Here is a 22315-nt window from a genome sequence, read left to right on the forward strand (position 1 = left end):
AGGGCGCGGATGCCGCAGGGCCTTTATATTATGAGCGAGGAACCGCAGGCGGGGAAATCAGTTGTCATGCTCGGCCTGATGGAGCTCCTCACACGGACCGGATTGAAGACCGGATTTTTCAGGCCTCTGACCCGCGCTGGAGCTCAACGCGACCGCGCCATTGAGCTTCTTACATCCCGCTACGACCTTAACCTCCCTTATGAGAGCATGTTCGGATGCACTGTTGAAGAAGCGCAGAAGATGGTATCGGCAGGACAGTATGATGAGCTGCTCAAGCTGGTCCTTGATAAATACAAAACACTGGAATCCCGCTGTGATTTTATATTGTGTGTAGGCACTGATTTCACGGGCGCTGCCCCGCTGCCCCTTGAATTAGATCTCAACGCGGACGCAGCCAATAACCTCGGATGCCTCATATTACCGGTGGTCAAAGGGAGCGGCAGGACAGTTGCGGAGATCGTTGAATTGGCAAGCGCTTTTCTCGAATCTCTGGAAAAAAGACATTGCGATGTCCTCTCAATTATCGTCAACCGGGTCGCACCTGATCAGGTCCGGGAATTATCCGCCCGGCTAAGGTCCGCGATTACACAAAAAACATCCTTCTTCGTCGTGCCTGAGGTCGACGCGCTCGGCAAACCGACAGTCGGAGAGATCGCGACTGCGCTTAATGCCGCCCTCATAATCGGAGACGCTGCCGGTCTTTACAGGGATGTCGCCCACTTCACAGTCGCTGCTATGGAGCTTCCTCATTTTCTTGACTACCTGCGGGAGGGCAGCCTGATTATCACACCCGGTGACCGTTCGGACATTATCCTTGGGACGCTGATCGCGGACGCATCAGGGGCATATCCGCATATCGCCGGACTGATGCTGACGGGCAACCTTATGCCCGCCCCTCAGGTGAAAAGGCTTGTTGAGGGATTGAACAAATCACAGGTCCCGGTCTTTATTGTTTCAACAGACACCTTTACAACTGCCATGCAGGCAAGTTCGGTAAAAGGCACGATCACTCCCGGCAACACGCGCAAGATAGCGGCTGCGCTGGGAGTCATGGAGGCCAATGTCGACTTCTCCGAGCTTGGAAAACGCCTCTCGATGACCCGCTCGTCCCGCGTCACGCCGCTCATGTTCGAATACAAATTAATTCATACAGCAAAGGCTGACAGAAGACATATCGTGCTGCCGGAGGGTATTGAGGAAAGGGTCCTGCGCGCAGCGGAGATCCTGCTGCTCAGGGACGTTGTCGATATTACATTGCTGGGAAATCCGGATGAGATCCGGCAGAAGGCAGGCGCATTAGGACTGGACCTTCAAAAGGCGAATATCATCGACCCCGGGGCCACGGAGCTGCGCGAAACCTTTTCTAATACTTTCTATGAGCTGCGCAAACACAAGGGCATTTCCCCGGAGATGGCCCATGACATTATGACGGATGTCAGTTATTTCGGGACCATGATGGTTTACTCCGGACATGCTGACGGCATGGTATCGGGAGCGGTCCATACGACACAGCACACCATACGCCCCGCTTTGGAGATCATAAAAACAAAACCGGGCTGTTCGATAGTATCGAGCGTTTTCTTCATGTGTCTTGAAGACCATGTGGCGGTCTTCGGCGACTGCGCTGTCAACCCTGACCCAAGTGCGGAACAATTGGCGGACATAGCTGTCAGCTCAGCGGAGACCGCGCAACTGTTCGGCATCCAGCCTCTCGTTGCGATGCTCTCATATTCCACCGGGGAGTCCGGAAAGGGCGAAGAGGTGGACAAGGTCAGGGAGGCGACGCGCATCGCAAGACAGCTCCGTCCTGATCTCAAGATCGAAGGGCCGATCCAGTACGACGCGGCAGTCGATGTGAATGTCGCCCGCACAAAGATGCCGGGCAGCGAGGTCGCGGGCCATGCCACTGTGTTTGTGTTTCCCGACCTCAACGCAGGCAACAACACATACAAGGCCGTGCAGCGTTCTGCAAATGCAGTGGCCATCGGTCCTGTGCTTCAGGGGCTGAAAAACCCGGTGAATGACCTAAGCCGCGGGGCAACGGTGACGGACATAGTTAACACCGTTGCCATCACCGCGATTCAGGCACAGTCGAAGGAGTTTGAGAAATGAAGGTCCTCGTCATCAACTCCGGGAGCTCATCGATAAAGTATCAGGTGTTCGACGCCGTGGAGTTCTCCGTGCTCGCAACCGGACTGCTCGAAAGGATCGGAGAACACAACAGCAGGCTCGTTCACCGGTGGAGAGAATCGTCGGGCAGTTTCGTGGAAAGAATTTATGGGGGGCAGGTTTCAGACCATAGACAAGGTTTAATACTTGTTGACACCGTTATCGAAGAGTCCGGCATAATCGGAAACAGGAACGAACTCTCAGGCATAGGCCACCGCGTTGTCCACGGAGGAGAAATTTTCCACGAACCTGTATTGATAGACAATACGGTAGTGGATTCGGTCCGAAGGCTGCTGCCGCTTGCGCCTCTGCATAATCCTGCAAACCTGATGGGAATAGAGGCGTCCCTTGAGCATATGCCTGATGTGCCGCAGGTGGCGGTATTTGACACATCATTTCACCAGACAATGCCTGAGCACGCATTCCTTTACGCCCTTCCGTACGAGTTGTACACAGAACACCATGTCCGCAGGTACGGATTTCACGGGACATCGCATCAGTACGTTGCGAACCGGGCAGCCGGACATTTAGGAAGACCTCTGCTGGAACTGGACCTCATAACTCTTCACCTTGGAAACGGGGCGAGCGCGGCAGCTTTGAAAGGCGGCAAGAGCATTGATACCTCGATGGGCATGACCCCGCTCGAAGGCCTGATAATGGGGACCCGCTGCGGAGATATCGATCCTGCAATACAATTTTATTTAAGCAGAAGCGCCGGGAAAACGAGTGACGAATTAGAATCGCTGCTGAACCACGAGAGCGGGCTCCTCGGCATATGCGGCGCAAATGATATGCGCGAGATACAGCGGTCCGCGGAACAGGGGAACAAGAGGGCGCGGCTTGCGATCACGATGTTCTGTTACAGGATAAAGAAATACATCGGCGCGTATTATGCTGTGCTGGGAAGGGTCGACGCGATAGTCTTTACCGGAGGGATAGGGGAAAATGCTTCGCAGGTGCGCAAGGGCTCATGCGAGGGACTCGATTGCCTCGGCATCATGATAGATGATGACAAAAACAAATTACAGTATGAAGGTGTCTTTGAGATACAGAGGGCTGAAGGGCAAGTAAAACTCCTCGTGGTCCCGACGAACGAGGAGCTCGCGATAGCGAGACAGACGATGCAAATAATTTCTGCATCCGGCGTAACACCAAAAAATGTTCAATGACGGAGGCTGATATGAAAAGAGAAATTCCGGACTTTACTGTTTCCCGTCTTGGCGAGTGCAGTATCACTTCGCCCATGACCGATGTGCCGTTTGTCCATGACGACGGGCACGTGCTATTCGACTCCCATTTAGGGAAGGTCAGGGAGTGCCTTGACGCGGGTTGCGAGCCTCCGCAAATGGAGATAGCCGGTCCGAGGGAGAAGATATTCTTTGAACCTTCGTCCCTCAGATGCGGCATTGTCACCTGCGGCGGGATATGTCCGGGACTCAACGACGTGATCCGTTCCATAGTGCTCAGCCTTTACAACCATTACGGAGTGAGGACAATCTACGGTTTCCGTTTCGGCTTTGAGGGCCTTGTCCCCAAATACGGCCATGAACCAGTCGCCCTTACCCCTGAGACAGTAAAGGGCATTCATAAGAGCGGGGGATCGGTCCTCGCCTCATCCCGCGGGGCGCAGGATATCGGCGTGATGGCAGATACCCTTGAGCGATTGAAAATAGGGGTCCTCTTTACCATCGGAGGCGACGGGACCCTTCGCGGGGCGAGCGCGATCGCGGAGGAGGTGAAACGGCGGGGGCTGACGATCTCAGTTATAGGAATTCCAAAGACGATCGATAATGACATTGCTTTCATTCAGGAGACCTTTGGTTTTGAAACGGCTGTGACAGAGACAAAGACATCGCTCTACTCCGCGCACGTCGAGGCCACGGGTGCGCGTAACGGCGTCGGCCTCGTGAAGTTGATGGGACGCCACTCAGGATTTATCGCGGCATACGCGACACTCGCAAACAGCGAGGTAAATTTCTGCCTGGTGCCTGAGGTTCCCTTTACCCTTGAGGGTTTTCTCGCATCGCTGGAAGAGAGACTTTCAAAAAAGGGCCATGCCCTTGTTGTGACAGCCGAGGGGGCGGGACAGTACCTCATGGAGGACACGCATACCCGTGATGCTTCCGGCAATGTGCGGCTTGGGGACATCGGCATTTTTTTGAGGGACCGGATTAGACGCCATTTTGAAGAAAAGCATATTGAGATGAACCTGAAATATATTGACCCGAGCTATACGATCAGGAGTATGCCTGCGAATGCGCGGGACGCGGCCCTCTGCCTCCTGCTCGGACAGAATGCGGTCCACGCGGGAATGGCGGGAAAGACAGACATGATCGTCAGTGGATGGCGCGGAGATTTCACGCACGTGCCGATCTCTGCGGCAGTTTCGCGGCGCAAACAGCTTGACACCGAACACTGGCTTTGGGCCGCGGTGCTTTCATCCACCGGGCAGCCAAAGAGCATGTGATAAGATGGAAAAGGAGAAGAGACTCATGGACCTGTCACCCAACAAAACCAGGATCGTCTGCACAATTGGCCCTTCTTCTGATTCGCCGGAAATTTTACGGGAGATGATCAGGGCCGGCATGAATGTGGCGCGCCTCAATTTTTCACACGGCGCATTTGAAGAACATAAGAGAGTTATCGGCTCTATCCGCGCGGCGGCAAAAGAAGAAGGCAGGCGTGTCGCAATCCTCGCAGATCTTCCGGGCCCGAAGATACGCATAGGAATGCTTGCAAATGAACCGGTCTGGCTGAAGCCGGGCTCTTTAATTAAACTGACCACCGAAGAGTGCGTTGGAGATGAGCAGCGCGTCTTTGTCAGTTTCAGTAAATTGCCCCGGGTGGTGAAACAGGGTGACATTATTTTTTTAAGCGACGGCCTGATCCAGCTTGAAGTGGTCCGTGTCGAAGGCAGCGACGTGCAGTGCCGCGTCATAGTTGGCGGAGAGCTGCGCTCCCGGAAGGGACTTAATCTGCCGGGCATAGACCTCGGCATCAGCGCATTCACCGAACGCGACCGCGAGTGCCTGCGCTTTGCGCTTGAAGCTGGCGTTGATGCGGTCAGCCAGTCATTCGTCGAGAGGGCCTCGGACATCACGGCAGTGCGGGACGCGGCGACATCACTCGGATATAATCCATTTGTCATCGCCAAGATCGAACGGTCGAGCGCGCTCGATCATCTCGATGAGATCATCGAAGCAGCGGACGGCATCATGATCGCCCGAGGAGACCTCGGAGTTGAAATTCCGATTGAGCGGATCGCGGTTGTTCAGAAGCATTTGATACGAGAAACGAACCTGCGCGCCAAGCCGGTGATCACGGCAACTCAGATGCTTGAGTCGATGACGGACAACCGGAGGCCCACAAGGGCGGAGGCCACTGATGTGGCGAACGCCATTCTCGACGGCACTGATTGTGTCATGCTTTCCGAGGAGTCGGCCACAGGAAAGTATCCTGTAGAGGCTGTCTCGGTATTGTCGAGGATTGCCGCTTCTACTGAGCCCCATCGCCCAATGTGCGGTATAAAAGATTCTTCGCCGGACATCAAAAGCCTTATCTCCCTCAGCGTCGAGACGATCTTTGAACATTCTGCCCCGGCTGCGGTATTCGTTCCGACAAAGAGCGGGGCTACGGCAAGGAGCATTTCGCGGTTCAGGCTTCCAGTCTGGATAGTTGCCGTCACGTCGCATGAGGCGACCTGCCAGAGACTGCAATTTACTTATGGAGTATTTGCGGTGTGCGAACCCTCGCATCCTGAGAACTGGCGTGTGTACGTTAAGGACTGGCTCGCGTCGCACAGCATCAAAGGTAAATTCGTGGTGCTGACAGAGGGGCCTTCTTCAAGGCACTCTGAAACGAACCATCGTGTCGAGATCATCGAGATCGAGGGACCGAGTTAAAGAGTTAAGAGGGTAAAGACGATATGATGAGAAGGCTTATTATTTTATTGTTATCAGCTTTTGTCCTTGCGGGATGCGCTCAAGTCTCCGGATACCTTGGATTTCTTCAGAGGCACAAAAGCGTAGAGAACGCCTTCCAGAATCAGCAGCGGGTGGAATTGCTTATGGAACTCTCCCCGGAGGACTGCTTCCGCCTCCAGGGTTACCTTGCCTTCAGTTCGCAACGGGACACTCCCCTTCTCTCCGTAATCGTATCTAATCGCTTCGGGAAGGATGAAGTGGTAGTTGCCAGGGAGCTCGTGATTGGCATCCCCTTTTACACCGTCTTTGTCCCTGAAGGGGAATATACATTATTCTTCTTTGCGGACCTCGACCGGAACGGTACTTTTGATTCACATGAGTTGGTCGGACAGACCTCACCTGATGATCCCGTCAGGGTAGCTGCCGGCCTGACAAAGGATAGCTTTACAGTGGAAGGCCCGAAGGTTGCAATTGATTTTGACCGTCCCAGAGTTTCCGCTTTTCCACTGCAAATCAAGGTCACTCACCGCACCTATATTTATGACTCTCTGAGAGATGATTTCTTCGATGCCCGCTACGGACAGGTGGGGCTTTACCAGCCCACCGCATTGATCACCCATACACAGGGATTTTTCTTTGGCCTTGAAGAATATGACGCCCGCAAGATACAGGTCCTTTTTGTTCACGGGGTCGGCGGCACGCCTCAGGACTGGAAGTTTATCATCGATGGAATGGACCGGGCACGGTTCCAGCCGTGGTTTTTTTATTATCCTTCAGGTCTTCCCCTCGAAAAACTCGGCTCACTCCTTGCGCGGATAATTATCGATATTAACAAAAGCATCGTCAATAACCGCCTGATAATCGTGGCCCACAGCATGGGGGGGCTGGTGGCCCAGGATGCCATCAACAAGCTCTGCCGCGACGGGACCCCTGAATATCTCAAAATGTATATTTCCTTTTCAACACCTTACGGGGGAGTCGGGGGTGCGAAGACCGGAGTTGAATATGCCCCGCTCGTTGTGCCTTCCTGGAAGGACGTTGCTGAGGGGAGCGCTTTTCTTGATAACATGTACCGGCAAAGGTGCAGTCCGGAGTCGCCTTCTTATCTTTTTTTCGGTTACAGGGACGACTCCCTTGTCAGATCGAGCGACAGCAGCGACGGTGTCATTACACTTAAAAGCCAGTTGGACCCGAGGAAGCAGTTTGCTGTTCAAAAGGTCTACGGGTTTGATGCTACTCACGTTGGTATCCTGAACGATAAAGAGAGCCTGCGGGTCTTCAATCAGACCCTGGAATTAGCAGCTACTTCTCCCAAAAGACAATGAGTTCAAAACGCATAGTATTAAGACATCTATCAGCATTCTGGTCTGAAGAACGGAATTTATCGGTGCTGCTTGGAATAATTATTTTTTACTTTTTTATACTGCCCTCGCTGACGAGTGTGTTTGGAGAAAGGCTGGCCATCAACCTCCTGACCAACTTAACTTACTCTCTGCTGTTTCTGGCCGGTGTGTTTGAATTGACCCGCCACAAAGTCATCCAGACGGTTTTTGCCGTGATAGTCGCGTTGATCATATTTGTCCGCTGGGCGCGTTTGATATCCGGCGGGACCTGGCTGGCGGGATGGGACATTTTTTTATCGCTTGTGTCCTCGCTTGCTTTTGCGGTTGTTGTTTTGGGCCATGTGTACAAGGAAGGGCCGGTGACTGGCCACCGGATACAGGGCGCTGTTGCCGCATACCTGCTGCTTGCAATGGCATTTTCTCTGGCATATTTTCTGATCGAGTTCATAGCTCCCGGCTCTTTTCAAATCCAGGACCGGCCCATGATGCAGATCGACAGTCAATCATGGAAGGTCTTTCATTATTTCAGTATCAGCACCATTACTACAGTGGGCTACGGAGATATCACTGCGATACATCCGATCGCCAGGAACCTTGCGATGGCGGAAGCGCTTGTAGGGCAGCTTTTCCCGGCCATTCTTATAGCGCGCCTGGTTTCATTGCATGTACAAAAGCACCGGGCAAAGAAAGAAGAGTGAAGGCCGTCATCAAATCAGAGGGACATGACCGCATTTGAAATGTCCCTGCTAAGACTGAAAAGTGTTTTGCTCAGGGCGGAAACAAATGCCTCATAGCCAGCGCCGTGGACTTCCTCGCTGATGTTCGATTCCCGTTTTAGGAGCATCCCTTTGTCCTTATCGAAAATCGCCCAGTGGGCCTTCATTTGCACGTACCCGCCAGGAGCGCCTTCAAAACGCATGATGCTGACCTCTACACGGTACCAGTGGGCCGCAGGCGGCTGCATAGCGGAAATCCATGGAGTCACAAAAAAGGATTCCGCGGGCAAAAGTGTAGAAATATTTTCTACGAGTACGCGGGTAATATCGTGATCAAGCGAGCCTGCCCACCTGTCAAATTCCGCGAGCCTGATCACGTTTTCGCCGGAGCGTGTCACGATCTGCGGCCTGTTCAGATAATCGGGAATGCGCAAAGGCCCGACCGCGACGATAACGCTTTTATCACGCGAGGCTTCTGCCGCCGGTCTACTTTCGATTTTTACGGAACTCAGTTGATAAAATCTGGACGGCGTGGAAGCGGCGCATCCGCAAAGCGTCAACAGAAAAAAAATTAACAGTACTCCTGGTCCACGAAAAAATACACGTGCCATGTCAGTCTCCTCCCGGTAAATTTTTACCTCTGATCAGGGCCTCAGGATGCCGGTCGAGATAATCAGTCAGGGAGCGGAGAGAGCGGGAAAGCTCGGAGATCTCATCAAGCGTCCTGCTTAAGTCATACCCTATATTTGCGTTCTGATCGGCGACCCGTTTGATGCCCGCGACCGCGCTTTGTGTCTCTTGCAGGGTTGTGCGCGCCGCCGCGAGGGTGTCCCTGATTCCCTGGGCCAATTCGGCTGGAACGCCTTCTTTTAATGCAAGGGTCTTTTCGGCCTGAGCAAAGGCCCCGCGGGCGGCCCCGGACGTTTCCTCAATGCTTGATGCAACAGGCGCAACTTTTGAATCGATATTTTTTGCGAGCGTGTCAATATTTCTTAGCGCCTGGTTCAGAGAGACAATGCCCTCTTTTAGCTCAGGGGAATTCACCAGCCGGTCGATGCCTTCGACCGCGCTGTCAAGCTTTTTGAGGGTCTGGCCGAGTTTAAGGTCCTGGATCGTTTTTGTCAGCTCCTCCAGCGGAGTGGGTATCGTAGGTATCTCGAGGGTTTTTTCTTTTCCCGCGAATTTGGCCGGCTTGTCGGGATAGAAATCAAGGTTTATCAGAAATTGTCCGGTAACGATGCTCTGCATCTGGAGCTGTGCCCTCAGCCCTTTCGCTATCATGGCCTTAAGGTTGTAGCCATCTTTCAGCTCGCCCACAATATCGGCCTGCGCCGGGTCAAGTTCGATGTAGACCGGAATAATAACTATGAGGTCTTTCAAATTCAAGCGCAGTTTTATGCCGGTGACCTGGCCTACCTTGACACCTCGGAATATGACTGGAGAGCCTACGTTCAGTCCCTTGACCGAGCCCTCGAAGAACATAACGTACTTATACGTTTTCTTGAAAAACTTCCCTGACCCGAAGACCACGACCCCGGCGATCACAAGGACGATGGCGCCGAGGACGAAAGCGCCGATAAGGCTTTTGTTGGCTTTTATCACATTGCCTCCGCTCCCCGCGTGAGAAAATTCCTCACCCTTGGGTCCCTGGAGCTTGATAGAAGTTCTTTAGGGTCCCCGCCGGCGATCATAGTTTTTGTCCCCGCGTCCAGGAAGAGAGAATTGTCGCCGATGGCAAAGATGCTGGCGAGTTCGTGCGTCACGATCACAACGGTTGCGCCGAGGCTGTCCCGCAGCTCCAGGATAAGATTGTCCAGCAGGCGCGCGCTGACCGGGTCAAGTCCGGCAGAGGGTTCATCGAAAAAAAGAATTTCCGGATCAAGGGCCATGGCCCTCGCAAGCCCCGCGCGCTTTTTCATACCGCCGCTGAGTTCGGAAGGATAGTAGTCTTCAAAACCCGCAAGCCCGACCAGTGCGAGTTTTATGGAAACTATTTCCCTGATCTCGTCGTCAGCCAGGTCTGTATACTCTTCAAGAGGAAGGGCCGTGTTCTCGGCAAGGGTCATGGAGCTCCAGAGTGCGCCGCTCTGATAGAGCACGCCGAAGTTTCTCATGATCCTCTCCCGCTCCTTCTCATCCGCGTCATAGAAGCTCACGCCCCGGTACAACACCTTTCCCTTTGCCGGTTCCTTAAGCCCGACCATGTGGCGAAGTAAGGTGCTCTTGCCGCAGCCGCTTCCTCCCATGATAACAAAGATGTCGCCTCTATTCACTGTGAAAGTGAGGTCTCTCTGTATCAGAAAGTCTCCGTATGCCATGGTGAGGTCCTGAACAACTATATGAGGCTCCGGCTTTTCCATGGCGCTCCAAATAAAAATTTATGATTAATACGCGCTAAATATTCAGAATGTTACATATTACAGTTATCACCGCCATAGCAACTACGATGCTCACAATGCCTGTCACCACCGCAGAAGTGGTGGCTTCTCCAACTGCCGAGGCGCTTCTGCCGCACTGCATACCTCTCATGCATCCGGAAAGCGCGACGAGCACACCGAAGACCGCCGCGCTGAAAAGGCCGATCCAGAAATCAGTAATGCTCACCGCCTCCCTGGTTGTGTTGTAGTACTCCGTGAAATTCAGGTCAAGCATGGTTACCCCGATGATCAGTCCGCCTAAAATGCCCATCAGGTCTGCGTAGAGACTGAGGATGGGCATCATGAGAAAAAGGGCCAGCATCCTCGGCAGAACGAGGAACTCAACAGGTGAGATGCCGAGTGTCTTCAGGGCGTCTATCTCCTCGTTCACCTGCATCGTACCAAGCTGGGCGGCAAAGGAAGCGCCGGTGCGGCCTGACATAATGATGCCGGTCATGATAGCGGCAAGCGCGCGGACCATTCCTATTCCCACGAGGCTTGAAACGTAGATCTGCGCGCCGAAGATCTTGAGCTGGATCGCCCCGATAAAAGCGAGGATAAGGCCCACAAGGATGCTGATAAGAGAGACGATGGGAAGCGCCTGCGCCCCGCATTGCTGTATCGTTAGAAAGAGGTCGGACCTGCGAAATCTCGCCCTGCCCTGAAGCAGTTTTAAAAATGCTGCAAAGGCCTCGCCGATAAAGGCCGTCATTTCAACAAGCGTCCGCCAAAATGTTAAAGCCGACCCGCCGACCTGTTCAAGAAGATGGATGCGTGCCGCTTCCTTTCTCACACCTTTTCTCTCCGGCGCGGCAGAGGCAAGGTCCAAAAGACGCTGAACGCCAGTCGGCAATCCGTTTTTGTCTACGCTCATATTGACACTGGCGCAGTGGGCGATGATTTTGACCAGGAACGTCAGGACCACCGTGTCCCAGCTCTTGAGGTCCAGCGTATTAAATATCACTTTCTCGACCCCGGAGTTGACGCTGATCTCTTCCCTGGTTTTACCGGCAGCGGGAACATCCATTCCAAGCACCCAGTCCCCCGCAAGGCTGATTTGCAATGTCTTATTGTCCGGCCTGTTGAAACTCAATTCGGGTTTCATGATTAAAATGATATCACTTAACCATGATATGTAAAGACGGACGCCACTTATAATCTCATTAGGAAATCTGCATTGACGTTGATTTTCGTTAGTGATACAAGAATTGTAAAAGGACTAATCTATAAAATGAGGTGGGCCATGAAAGCAGGGAAGAGAATTTTATTTGTAATAATCGGATCCATTCTGATCATTGCATCCGGATGCGCGCAAAAGCAGGTGAAGTATTCCGGGTTCCTTGAGAACTATCCAACCTTCCAACCGGGACCGAAAGGCGGCGTTGATTTCGTCTATTTGAAGGAGGGTGTCGACTTCAGTAAGTACAACAAGGTCATGCTGGATTACGTGGTGTTCTATTTAAAAAAGGACTCGGAGCACAAAGGGATCCAGGCGGAAGAGATGAAGGAGATGGCGGATGCGTTTCACCTTGCCGCAGTGAAGGCGCTGCAGGGGGCTTATCCCATTGTGGGAGAACCGGGCGCTGATGTACTGAGGGTGCGTGTTGCCATTACCGACCTTGAACCGAGCAATCCGGCGGCAAGCGGTATTACCACCGTGATACCTGTCGGTCTTGCTATAAGCGCAATAAAAAAGGGTGTAACAGGAAAACACACGGGCGTTGGAGGCGCGGGCATTGAGGCCGAGTTTCTCGATTCTCTCACAAATGAGCGGCTCGCTGCCGCGATTGATAAACAGGAAGGTTCAAAACTTTCAGGACTGACAAAGTTTGGGGCTGCAAAGGACGCCTTTGAATTCTGGTCGGAGAGGCTGAAAATATTTCTGGACAATGTTCACGGGATAAAATAATAACGTGCAATCAATTTGAACTCAGTTGCAATGGTTGCAGAAATGGAAGGCTGTTGAAAAATTTCTATGCGACACCTTGAAAGGGTAGTCAGTAGGCAGTAGTTGGGGACCCCTAACTACTGTCTACTCAACTACCAGCTACTGTTTTATTGTCGATTATAGAAATTCTGGAACAGGCTTTCATTTCGAGAGCAGGGAACAGGTTAGAGAAAGGGCTTACACATGGGATTTGAAGACAGAAAGATAATTTCATCGTTCATCATTTTCATATGCTCTGTATTTCTTTTCACAGGCTGCAAGAAAGAGCAAAAGATATCGGCGCCGCAGCCGCCGGTAGTTTCGGTTATGAATGTGAGCGCGAAGGATGTCCCGGTTTCCGCGGAGTATGTGGCGCAGACGCAGAGTTCTCATCTGGTCAACATACAGGCGCGGGTCAGCGGCTTCCTCGACAAATGCCTGTACACTGAGGGGGCTCTGGTGAAAGAAGGGCAGGTGCTTTTCCAGATGGATGCCAAGCCGTTTCAGGTGCAGCTTGACCAGGCACAGGCCGCCCTTGCCAAACAGGAGGCGGCTCTTGAAACAGCCCGTTTGAATCTCGCGCGCACAAAACCTCTCGCTGAGCAAAACGCTCTCTCGCAGAGAGACCTTGATGACGCAACAGGCCAGTACCAGTCCAATGCTGCTGCGGTTGAGCAGGCGAAGGCGCAGGTGGAAACAGCGAAACTAAACCTGTCCTACACGACGATCGCCTCTCCTGTGACCGGCGTCAGCAGTTCAGCGCGCCAGACAGACGGCACGTACATAAATCCGCAGAACAGCCTGCTTACCACGGTGGCGGTGCTTTCACCTATGTGGGTGAACTTCAGCATCTCCGAGAATGAAATACAAAGACTCCGCGACCAGTCCGCCAAAGGTCTGCTGCGCACTCCCGGCGCAGGAAATTACATAGTCGAGATCATACTCGTTGATGGTTCGGTCTATCCATATACAGGGCAGATAACTTTTGCCGAACCGTCTTATAACGCGCAGACCGGAACTTTTCTTATCCGCGCAAGTGTGAATAATCCTGATGGCGTACTGCGTCCAAACCAGTATGTGCGCGCCCGATTAAAGGGCGCTGTCAGGCCGAAGTCGATCATTGTGCCCCAGCGCGCGGTGCAGCAGGGATCAAGGGGCCACTTTGTCTGGGTGGTGGACAAGGACAACAAGGCTGAACAGCGGCCGGTAGTGACAGGCGAGTGGCACGGTGATGACTGGTTCATCTATGAAGGGCTTAAGGACCGTGAGCAGGTGGTGGTTGACGGCGGGTTCACGCTTCGTCCTGGCATGTCTGTAACTGTAAAGCCCTATAATTCCGGCCCTGCACTGAAAGCAAACTTATTAACCGACAGCAGATAAAGGGGACGTGATCCGTGTTCTCCAAATTCTTCATTGAGCGGCCTATCTTCGCTACTGTGATCGCAACCATCATATGCCTTGCGGGACTTGTTGCAATGCAGGCGCTCCCGGTTGAGCAGTATCCGAAGATCACCCCCGTGCAGGTCACGGTCACAACAACTTATCCCGGCGCTGATTCGCAGACCCTCGCTGACTCTGTTGCCGCTCCGATAGAGGCGCAGATAAACGGGGTGGACAACATGCTCTATATGTCTTCGGCGAGCTCCTCGAATGGACAATTGACTCTCACCGTCTATTTTACTCTCGATACTGATCCGGACATCGCGCAGGTGCAGGTGCAGAACCGGGTCAGTCTCGCAATGCCTCAACTGCCGGACGCCGTCGTGCAGCAGGGGGTGCAGGTGCAAAAAAAGGCCTCTTCGATCATGATGCTTATCGGCGTCCTTGCAAAGGGAGGGCGCTACAGCAGCGAGTACATCGCGAATTACGCCAATGTCTATGTCCTCGACGCCATCAAGCGCGTGCCCGGCGCGGGGCAGGCGCAGATCATGGGTGTGCCGGACCAGGCCATGCGCATCTGGCTGGACCCGGACAGGATGGCGTCTCTCGGGATCACAACAAGCGACATACAGCAGGCCGTTGCGAGCCAGAACGCACTGTACGGGGCCGGGCAGATCGGGCAGGAGCCCACATCGGGTCCTGTGCAGTTAACATTCCCTGTCGTAACTCAAAGACCGTTCACCCGGCCTGAAGAGTACGAAAATATAATCCTGCGCGCAAGCCGGGACGGAAGCAGCATAGTTCACCTGAAGGACGTTGCACACGCCGAGGTAGGCCTGATGCAATATGTAATCGACAGTAAACTCAACGGCACGCCCGCGACCTTTATAGTAGTTTACCAGCAGCCTGGGGCAAACGGCCTCGAAGTATCGGAGGCTGTCCGCAAGACCCTTGAAGAGATCAGACCCCGTTTCCCCGAGGGGATCGACTACGCGATCTCCCTTGACACAAATGATTTCGTCCGCATCTCGATCAAAGAGGTGGAAGACACACTGTTTGAGGCGATAATACTCGTTGTGCTTGTCGTATACCTTTTCCTCCAGAGCCTGCGCTCCACCATCATATGCGCCGTCGCGATCGTCGTCGCGCTTGTCAGCACCTTCACGGGGATGCTTGCATTAGGTTTTTCCATAAACATGCTCACACTCTTTGGCCTGGTGCTCGCAATAGGCATGGTCGTTGATGACGCTATCGTTGTGGTTGAAAACGTAGAGCGCAATATGGCAAGGTTCCATCTCTCGCCAAAGGAAGCGACGATCAAAGCCATGGGGGAAATATCCAGCTCGCTCGTTGCGGTGGTGCTGGTGATGGCGTCAGTCTTTATTCCCGCGGCATTTCTTCCCGGCACTACCGGGCAGCTCTACAAGCAGTTTGCAATTACAATTGTTATTTCAGTGGCGGTCTCCGGGTTCGTTGCGCTCACACTCACCCCGGCAATGTGCGGTGTCCTGCTGAAGCACAGCGAGCCTACCACGCGCGGTTTTTTCGCCTGGTTCAACCGGGGAGTCGACGGCATTACAAGAGGATTCGGCAGTGCCGTGACACTCGTCATCAAAAGGATGATCATTGCCTTTGTAATCCTTGCGGTGCTTGTTTATTCAATTATCCATCTCTTCAAAACTCTCCCCACGAGCTTTGTGCCGAACGAAGACCTGGGATATGTAATGACCGCGATAATCATGCCGGACGCCGCAAGCCTCGAACGAGGCAGGTCCGTTGCAGACCGCACAGAGGCCATCTTTAAAAAAATACCCGGGGTCGAAGACCGCACGCAGTTTACAGGCTACAGCCTGCTTGACAGCGGATACAAGACAAATGCCGGGACTTTCTTTGTAACGCTGAAACCTTTTGAAGAGCGGTATTCATCAGCCAAAAAAGCGATTGCCGAAAACGCGCGCGCAGTGCTGATGAATTTAAACAGGGAGGCAAGGGGCATCTCTGAGGGACTTGTAATTCCCGTGGCCCCGCCTTCGATTCCGGGGATCGGGACTACCGGAGGTTTTGAATTCTGGATACAGGACACAGGCGCCGGTGAGCCTGCGAGGCTGGATGAGCTTACACAACAATTCATCAATAAGGCGCGTCAGCGTCCGGAGCTTTCCGGCCTTAGCACCACCTTCCGCGCCACCACGCAGCAGTTGAGCGCGGATGTAAACCGCGAGAAGGCGAACCTCCTCGGTGTTCCCGTTAAAGACGTCTACAGCGCCATTCAGGCGCAGTTCGGCTCCCTCGTGGTCAGCCAGTATAACGAGTTCAGCAGGGTCTGGCGGGTCATCCTGCAGTCCGAACCTAAATATCGTCAGGACCCCGGAGACCTGACTCGCCTTTACACGAGATCGAGCGAGGGCGAAATGGTCCCGCTCTCCGCACTCGTTACGACCAGGTGGGTGACTGGCCCGGATCTGCTTCCGCATTTCAACGGCTTCCCCGCAGCAAAGGTGAATGGCAATGCCGCGCCGGGGTACAGCTCCGGGCAGGCCATCGCTGCGATGGAAGAGGTAGCAGGTGAAGTGCTGCCGCATGGCTACACTGTCGCGTGGTCAGGCCTTGCCTTTGAGGAAAAAAAGTCCGGCGGCACATCTGCAATCGCGTTTGTGTTCGGCCTCATCATAGTTTTCCTCGTGCTTGCCGCGCAATATGAATCATGGACGCTGCCGTGCTCTGTGATGATGGCTGTGCCCTTCGGGGTGCTCGGCGCGCTTACAGCGAACTGGCTTCGCGGACTGCAAAACGATGTCTACTTCCAGATCGGCCTTCTCGTGCTGATCGGCCTTGGGGCAAAGAACGCCATCCTGAGAGTGTCATTTGCGGTCGAATTGCGCAAACAGGGCAAGTCGATAATGGAAGCCACGATCGAGGCAGGCGAGCAGAGACTAAGACCAATCATCATGACTTCGCTTGCGTTCGCCTTCGGCGTGCTTCCACTGGCAATCGCGATGGGGGCAGGCGCAAACGCCCGGCACTCCATCGGCACCGGGATCATCGGCGGCATGATCGGCGAGACGACTTTGGCAATGCTTTATGTTCCGCTTTTGTTCTACATCTTTGACCGGCTTGGCGAGCGCTCAAAAGAAAAGAAGAAGACTAAAGTAACCAGCGGGAAAACTCTCACGGGCGGAGGCGCGGTTGAAAATGTTCCGCAGGCGGAGCATGTGGATGCCCCGGCGATAACATCATCCATGTCATCAAAGGTCAAGCTTGAAAATGCGCCTCGAGAGGAGCAGTTGGATGATTGATATGCGAATGCTTTTTGCTGCCGCGTTTGCCATCTTTCTCACCGGCTGCATGGCCGGGCCGGATTATGTGCGGCCTAAGGTTGATGTGCCTGCCGCTTTTATTTACGAAGAGAAAGAAGTCCGTGACACCGCGAACACCGGGTGGTGGAAACAGTTCCAGGACCCGGCGCTTGACGCCCTGATCACCGAGGCGCTTGCCAACAACAGGAATATCAGGATCGCTGCCGCAAATGTAGAACAGGCCGCCGCCGTGCTGATGCAGGTACGGTCGCCGCTCTTCCCGCAGATCGGATACAGCGGCAGCGGTGCGAGACAGCGCGCAAGCGAGTCCGGGGCCGAACTTCTTTTTTCAATAGTGCCAAACCCGCAGTCTACATATCAGGCGCTTGCAAGCGCGAGCTGGGAGATAGACCTGTGGGGCCGCATCCGGCGGCTCTCCGAGGCTGCGCAGGCGGACCTGTTTGCAACAGAGGAAGCGCGGCGGGGGGTAATCCTTTCCCTCGTTTCATCAGTGGCAGGCAACTATGTCCAACTCCTCGGCCTCGATGAGCAGCTCGTAATTTCAAAACGCACGCTCGAAACATATGCCGAATCGGTCAAAATTTTTGAACTGCGTTTCAAGTACGGCCAGGTGTCACAGATGAACGTTGAGCAGGCGCGCACCCAATACGAAACTGCCGCATCCGCAATCCCGCAGATAGAATCGCAGATCGCCCAGACCGAGAACGCTCTCTCGGTCCTGACCGGGCGCAATCCGGGGCATATCACTCGCGGAAAGACGATCAATGAGCTTATGCTGCCCGCTGTTCCCGCGGGACTTCCAGCGGATGTTCTCATGAACCGTCCCGACATTCGCCAGGCCGAACAGAATCTTATCTCGGCCAACGCGCAGATCGGCGCGGCCAGGGCGCTCTACTTTCCTTCAATTTCCCTTACCGGGGCCTATGGGTTTGAAAGCCCGGATCTGTCCGATCTTTTTAAGGGCCCTGCGCGGGTCTGGAGTTATGCCGGGTCTTTCACAGGGCCAATATTTACAGGAGGCGCTATCTACGGACAGGTAAAGCAGGCCGAGGCAATACAGAAGGCCGCGCTCCTCAACTACGAATTAACTGTCCAGAATTCTTTCGCGGACGTCGAGAACGCGTTGGTTGCCCGCAAGAAACTTGTCGAGCAGGTCCAGGCGCAGGAGCGCCTCATCAGAGCGAGCGGCGAGTATGTCCGCCTCGCACAGCTTCAGTACGACGGCGGGTACGCGCCCTATTCGACAGTGCTCCAGGCCGAGCAGCAGCTTTTTCCCGCCGAACTCAACTACGCACAGTACCGCGTCGCGTTGTTCACCTCACTTGTAAACATTTACAAGGCCATGGGCGGCGGCTGGGTAGCCGTGGCAGACCGGATGACTACGGCAATAAGTCAAGACGCAGCAAACAGAGGACAATAATTCTCCCCGCAGATTACAGACCGTCAGGCATTTTAGAAAATGCCTGATCTGTCATTCTGAATTCATTTCAGAATCTCATACTTTCAGAATGTAAAAAATGCTGAGATCCTGAAACAAGTTCAGGATGACAATTGTCGTTTAGGCTGCTTTGCTGCAGCTTCTTTATTTATTCATGTATAATTTAATTCATGAAAGATCAGATCGGTAATGCCATAGACAACATATTTAAAATTAACCTCGGAGTGAAGAAGACGGAAAGGGTCATTGTCTTCACAGACGGATATAACAGCAAGCTGAGAAAGATCACAAAGCGTATTGCGGAGGCAGGGATAAACTTTACTCCGCACATCTGCTGCATCGAATACCAGCCAACAGGCAGTCATGGGGTTGAGCCGCCGGAGGGGATGTGGAGAGAGGCATTCGGAGAGAATGTTCATAAGGAAATAAAACGCAGAAAACTTTTCAAACCCCTTCTCGCCAAAAAAACTTCGGAGGCTCAGAACAGGGAGATCGAAAAAATTATAAAGGCGCACAGGGAAGAAGCCGTTGACGCGGTGATCGCGCTTTCATATTATTCAACAAGCCACACGAAATTCAGGGACATGTTAAACCGCATCTGCGGGACGAGATACGCGAGTATGCCGCTCTTTGACGAGGAAATGCTTGAAGGAGCGATGAGGGTAAATTACAAGACGATGCTTGAGCGGACAACAAAGATCGCCGTAGCAGTGAACAAGAGCGAAGAGATAGAGATCAAAACCCCGAACGGGACTTTTATCACGCTTTCAAAAAAAGGCCGTGAGGCGAAAGCAGACACAGGCATTATCAAAAAGTCCGGGACATTCAGCAACCTCCCGGCAGGAGAGGTCTACCTCGCCCCGCTTGAAGGCACTGCAAACGGCAGACTCGTGCTTGACTGGGCTCCGACAAGAAAATTGAAAAGTCCGATGACCCTTCTTGTTGAAAAAGGCATGGCGACAAAGGTTGAGGGCAAAGAGAAGTACGTAGAATATTTACGGTCAAAGCTTTCCGAAAAAAAGGAGAACGCAAATATAGCGGAACTCGGAATAGGCACGAACGACAAGGCCTCACGGCCTGACAACATTCTTGAGTCGGAAAAGATCTTCGGCACGATCCATATCGCCCTTGGAGACAACAGCACCTTCGGCGGAAAAGTCAGGGCGTCATTTCACCAGGACTTTGTTTTTTTCAAACCCACAGTGACATTGGTTTATAAAAACGGAAGGAAAAAGGTTCTTCTGAAAGCCGGAAAGATTTCCAACAAGCTGTAAAATGTCATGCTGAACTTGTTTCAGCATCCGCCGTAATCTATAGCAGCATAAAGACCCTGAAATGAATTCAGGGTGACAAAATTACACCTTCATGAAGAGGGGAATTCCGAGTTTACTTGAACACCCTCTTGAATATATAATTCACGTTCTTCAGGTAATAGGACAGATCAAAGAGCTTTTCTATTTCTTTTGAGGAGAGATAATTTTTTATCTCTTTGTCTTCTTTTAAAAACTCCTTAAACTCCCTTTTGCCGCTCCAGCTTTCCATGGCGTTTCTCTGCACAAACTGATAGGCGTCCTCCCGGCTCATTCCTTTTTCAATCAGGGCAAGCAGGACTCGCTGCGAATTGTAAAGCCCGAAGCTTTTATTGATGTTCTCAAGCATCCTCTCCGGGTAAACGTTGAGCCCTTTGAGGATATTAGTCAGCCTCACAAGCATGTAGTCAATGAGTATGGTGCTGTCCGGTATGATTATCCTTTCAACGGAAGAATGGCTGATGTCCCTCTCGTGCCACAGCGCGATATTTTCCATTGCCGCCATCGCGTTTGAACGCACAACGCGCGCAAGCCCGCTCAGGTTTTCGCATCCGATAGGGTTCCGTTTGTGCGGCATCGCGGAAGAGCCTTTCTGGCCCTTCTCAAACGGCTCCTCGGCCTCAAGCACCTCTGTCCGCTGGAGATGCCTGATCTCAACGGCGATCTTTTCAATTGTCCCTGCCACGAGCGCAAGGGCGTTCATGAATTCAGCATGACGGTCTCTCTGGACTATCTGGGTTGAAACCGGAGCGGGCTGCAGACCGAGTTCCTTGCAAACATGCTGCTCAATGAACGGAGGGATGTTTGAAAAGGTCCCGACCGGGCCTGAAAGCTTTCCGTAGCTTATGGTTTCCTTAGCGCACTGCAGGCGGAAGAGGTTGCGCTTCATCTCTTCATACCACAGGGCAAACACAAGTCCGAAAGTTGTAGGCTCCGCGTGAATGCCATGGCTCCTTCCCATACGAAGTGTGTTTTTATATTTGACGGCGTTTGCTTTCAGCACCTTCAAAAGTTCTTTGACATCGCTGATGATAATGTCCGAGGCCTCTCTCATCTGAAGCGCGAGTGCGGTATCGAGAACGTCTGAAGATGTAAGTCCCTTGTGGATGAAGCGTGAATCCGGGCCGACATTTTCGGCAACAGATGTAAGGAATGCAATGACGTCATGCTTGACGGTCTTTTCAATTTTATCGATACGCTTGATGTTGAACGCCGCCTTTTTCCTTATCACGGCAAGGCTCTTCTTCGGGACCGCTCCAAGCTTTGCCCATGCCCCGCAGGCCGCGATCTCAACATCGAGCCACTTCTGATATTTATTCTCCGGCTCCCATATTTTTGCCATCTCAGGCCTTGTGTAACGTGGTATCATAAATTATTCTCCTATATCATCCAGACGACTTTTTTGCTTTCTTGCCGGACCCCGGTGTCATTAAGCGCGCGATCTTGTCCAGAATGCCGTTTATAAACGGAGAGGATTCTTCCGTTGAGTATTTCTTGGCTATTTCGAGGGCTTCGTTCATCACGACCGAAGGGGGGATGTCCTTTCTGTAAAGGAGTTCATATGTGGCGGCCCGGAGGATGTTCCTGTCTATGACAGCCATTCTTTCGAGGGACCAGTGTTCAGCGGCTTTTTTTATTGTTGCGTCTATTTCAGCAAGATTTTTCCGGGTGTTTACAACTATGTCACGGGTGAAGTCCTTTACCGCATCTTCTTCTTTAATGTTTTCCCAGAACTCCTTCCACACGTCTTCATTGAATTCTCCGCCTGTGAGGTCAAGCTGAAAGAGGATTTGCAAAGCGTACTCTCTGGATCTTCGGCGTTTCATAAGGCAGTGACGCGTGACAAGTAGGGGCGGGTTTTAAACCCGCCCCTACAGGAGATTTGCTTATAAATTTTCATAATTTTTTTAGCAGCTGCGCCATTTCAATTGCAACCATTGCGGCGTCCCAGCCTTTGTTGCCGCTCTTGGTCCCTGCGCGCTCAACGGCCTGCTCAATCGTATCGGTTGTCAGTACGCCGAATGCGATCGGGACCCCTGTTTCCATCGAAGCCGTGGCAATTCCCTTTGAGGCTTCAGCGGCAACATAATCAAAATGCGGGGTCGCGCCCCGGATAACTGTTCCAAGACATATCACTGCGTCGTATGATTTCTTTTGGGCGGCCTTCTTCGCTACGAGCGGCAGTTCAAAGGCGCCGGGGACTTTTATAATATCAATGTTCTTTTCCAAAGCGCCGTGCCTTATCAGTGCGTCAACAGCGCCGTCAAGGAGCTTGCCGGTGATGAAGTCATTAAAGCGGCTTACGATTATTGCAAATTTAAGTCCTTCTGCCTGAAGCTCACCTTCAAATCTTTTCATAATCCCTCCCTTGAATA

At 52.8% G+C, this 22315-nt stretch carries 18 protein-coding genes; 11 read left to right on the forward strand and 7 right to left on the reverse strand.

The features are described 5' to 3' along the window. Positions 1-9 precede the first annotated feature (9 nt). From pta to HZB61_11165, 6 genes are read left to right on the forward strand one after another with little or no spacing between them, the layout of a single operon-like run. Positions 10-2112 (forward strand): phosphate acetyltransferase, encoded by a 2103-nt coding sequence (gene pta, locus HZB61_11140; protein MBI5057155.1) that lies wholly within the window; start codon positions 10-12, stop codon positions 2110-2112. Then, a complete protein-coding gene (locus HZB61_11145) occupies positions 2109-3338 on the forward strand; it encodes an acetate kinase (GenBank protein MBI5057156.1) in 1230 nt (409 codons plus the stop codon). Before pta ends, HZB61_11145 begins: the two co-directional genes overlap by 4 nt. Beyond that, positions 3335-4636 (forward strand): ATP-dependent 6-phosphofructokinase, encoded by a 1302-nt coding sequence (locus HZB61_11150; protein MBI5057157.1) that lies wholly within the window; start codon positions 3335-3337, stop codon positions 4634-4636. Before HZB61_11145 ends, HZB61_11150 begins: the two co-directional genes overlap by 4 nt. 25 nt (positions 4637-4661) lie before the next feature. Beyond that, positions 4662-6071: a pyruvate kinase gene (gene pyk, locus HZB61_11155; protein MBI5057158.1), complete on the forward strand. Its 1410-nt coding sequence runs from the start codon at positions 4662-4664 to the stop codon at positions 6069-6071. A 23-nt stretch (positions 6072-6094) separates the two neighbouring features. Next, positions 6095-7417 (forward strand): hypothetical protein, encoded by a 1323-nt coding sequence (locus HZB61_11160; protein ID MBI5057159.1) that lies wholly within the window; start codon positions 6095-6097, stop codon positions 7415-7417. After that, positions 7414-8133, forward strand: coding sequence for a two pore domain potassium channel family protein (locus tag HZB61_11165; protein MBI5057160.1), 720 nt, complete (start codon positions 7414-7416; stop codon positions 8131-8133). The genes HZB61_11160 and HZB61_11165 overlap by 4 nt, the downstream gene beginning before the upstream one ends. Positions 8134-8147: 14 nt before the next feature. On the opposite strand, the gene HZB61_11170 is transcribed toward HZB61_11165, so the two are convergent. Genes HZB61_11170 through HZB61_11185 form a run of 4 tightly spaced genes read right to left on the reverse strand, consistent with a single transcriptional unit; the run spans position 8148 to position 11673 of the window. Then, positions 8148-8762 carry a membrane integrity-associated transporter subunit PqiC gene (locus HZB61_11170; protein ID MBI5057161.1) on the reverse strand — a complete coding sequence of 205 codons (615 nt, stop codon included), beginning with the start codon at positions 8760-8762 and terminating at the stop codon, positions 8148-8150. 1 nt (position 8763) lies between these two features. Continuing rightward, the gene (locus HZB61_11175) at positions 8764-9753 is read right to left on the reverse strand and encodes an MCE family protein (GenBank protein MBI5057162.1); all 990 of its coding nucleotides are present in this window, start codon (positions 9751-9753) and stop codon (positions 8764-8766) included. Further along, complete coding sequence (locus tag HZB61_11180; GenBank protein ID MBI5057163.1) at positions 9750-10511, reverse strand: ATP-binding cassette domain-containing protein; 762 nt, start codon at positions 10509-10511, stop codon at positions 9750-9752. Before HZB61_11180 ends, HZB61_11175 begins: the two co-directional genes overlap by 4 nt. Before the next feature lie 34 nt (positions 10512-10545). Continuing rightward, a complete protein-coding gene (locus HZB61_11185) occupies positions 10546-11673 on the reverse strand; it encodes an ABC transporter permease (protein MBI5057164.1) in 1128 nt (375 codons plus the stop codon). 138 nt (positions 11674-11811) lie between these two features. On the opposite strand from HZB61_11185, the gene HZB61_11190 reads away from it, so the two are divergent. The 5 genes from HZB61_11190 (at position 11812) to HZB61_11210 (ending at position 19904) form a co-directional block, all read left to right on the forward strand. Then, positions 11812-12477, forward strand: coding sequence for a DUF3313 domain-containing protein (locus tag HZB61_11190; GenBank protein ID MBI5057165.1), 666 nt, complete (start codon positions 11812-11814; stop codon positions 12475-12477). A 222-nt stretch (positions 12478-12699) separates the two neighbouring features. Continuing rightward, positions 12700-13875 carry an efflux RND transporter periplasmic adaptor subunit gene (locus HZB61_11195; protein ID MBI5057166.1) on the forward strand — a complete coding sequence of 392 codons (1176 nt, stop codon included), beginning with the start codon at positions 12700-12702 and terminating at the stop codon, positions 13873-13875. A 14-nt stretch (positions 13876-13889) separates the two neighbouring features. Next, a complete protein-coding gene (locus HZB61_11200; protein ID MBI5057167.1) occupies positions 13890-17171 on the forward strand; it encodes a multidrug efflux RND transporter permease subunit in 3282 nt (1093 codons plus the stop codon). 1 nt (position 17172) lies between these two features. Then, a complete protein-coding gene (locus tag HZB61_11205) occupies positions 17173-18612 on the forward strand; it encodes an efflux transporter outer membrane subunit (GenBank protein MBI5057168.1) in 1440 nt (479 codons plus the stop codon). A gap of 188 nt (positions 18613-18800) precedes the next feature. After that, positions 18801-19904: an aminopeptidase gene (locus HZB61_11210; protein MBI5057169.1), complete on the forward strand. Its 1104-nt coding sequence runs from the start codon at positions 18801-18803 to the stop codon at positions 19902-19904. 112 nt (positions 19905-20016) lie between these two features. Here the strand turns inward: HZB61_11210 and HZB61_11215 are convergent, their stop codons facing one another. The 3 genes from HZB61_11215 to HZB61_11225 form a co-directional block, all read right to left on the reverse strand. Next, positions 20017-21309, reverse strand: coding sequence for an adenylosuccinate lyase (locus HZB61_11215; protein ID MBI5057170.1), 1293 nt, complete (start codon positions 21307-21309; stop codon positions 20017-20019). A 16-nt stretch (positions 21310-21325) separates the two neighbouring features. Beyond that, positions 21326-21766, reverse strand: coding sequence for a transcription antitermination factor NusB (nusB, locus tag HZB61_11220; GenBank protein ID MBI5057171.1), 441 nt, complete (start codon positions 21764-21766; stop codon positions 21326-21328). 70 nt (positions 21767-21836) lie between these two features. Beyond that, positions 21837-22298 carry a 6,7-dimethyl-8-ribityllumazine synthase gene (locus HZB61_11225; protein ID MBI5057172.1) on the reverse strand — a complete coding sequence of 154 codons (462 nt, stop codon included), beginning with the start codon at positions 22296-22298 and terminating at the stop codon, positions 21837-21839. Between the last annotated feature and the right edge of the window lie 17 nt (positions 22299-22315).

The sequence above is a fragment of the Nitrospirota bacterium genome, from assembly GCA_016214845.1.
Classification (GTDB): Bacteria; Nitrospirota; Thermodesulfovibrionia; order UBA6902; family UBA6902; genus SURF-23.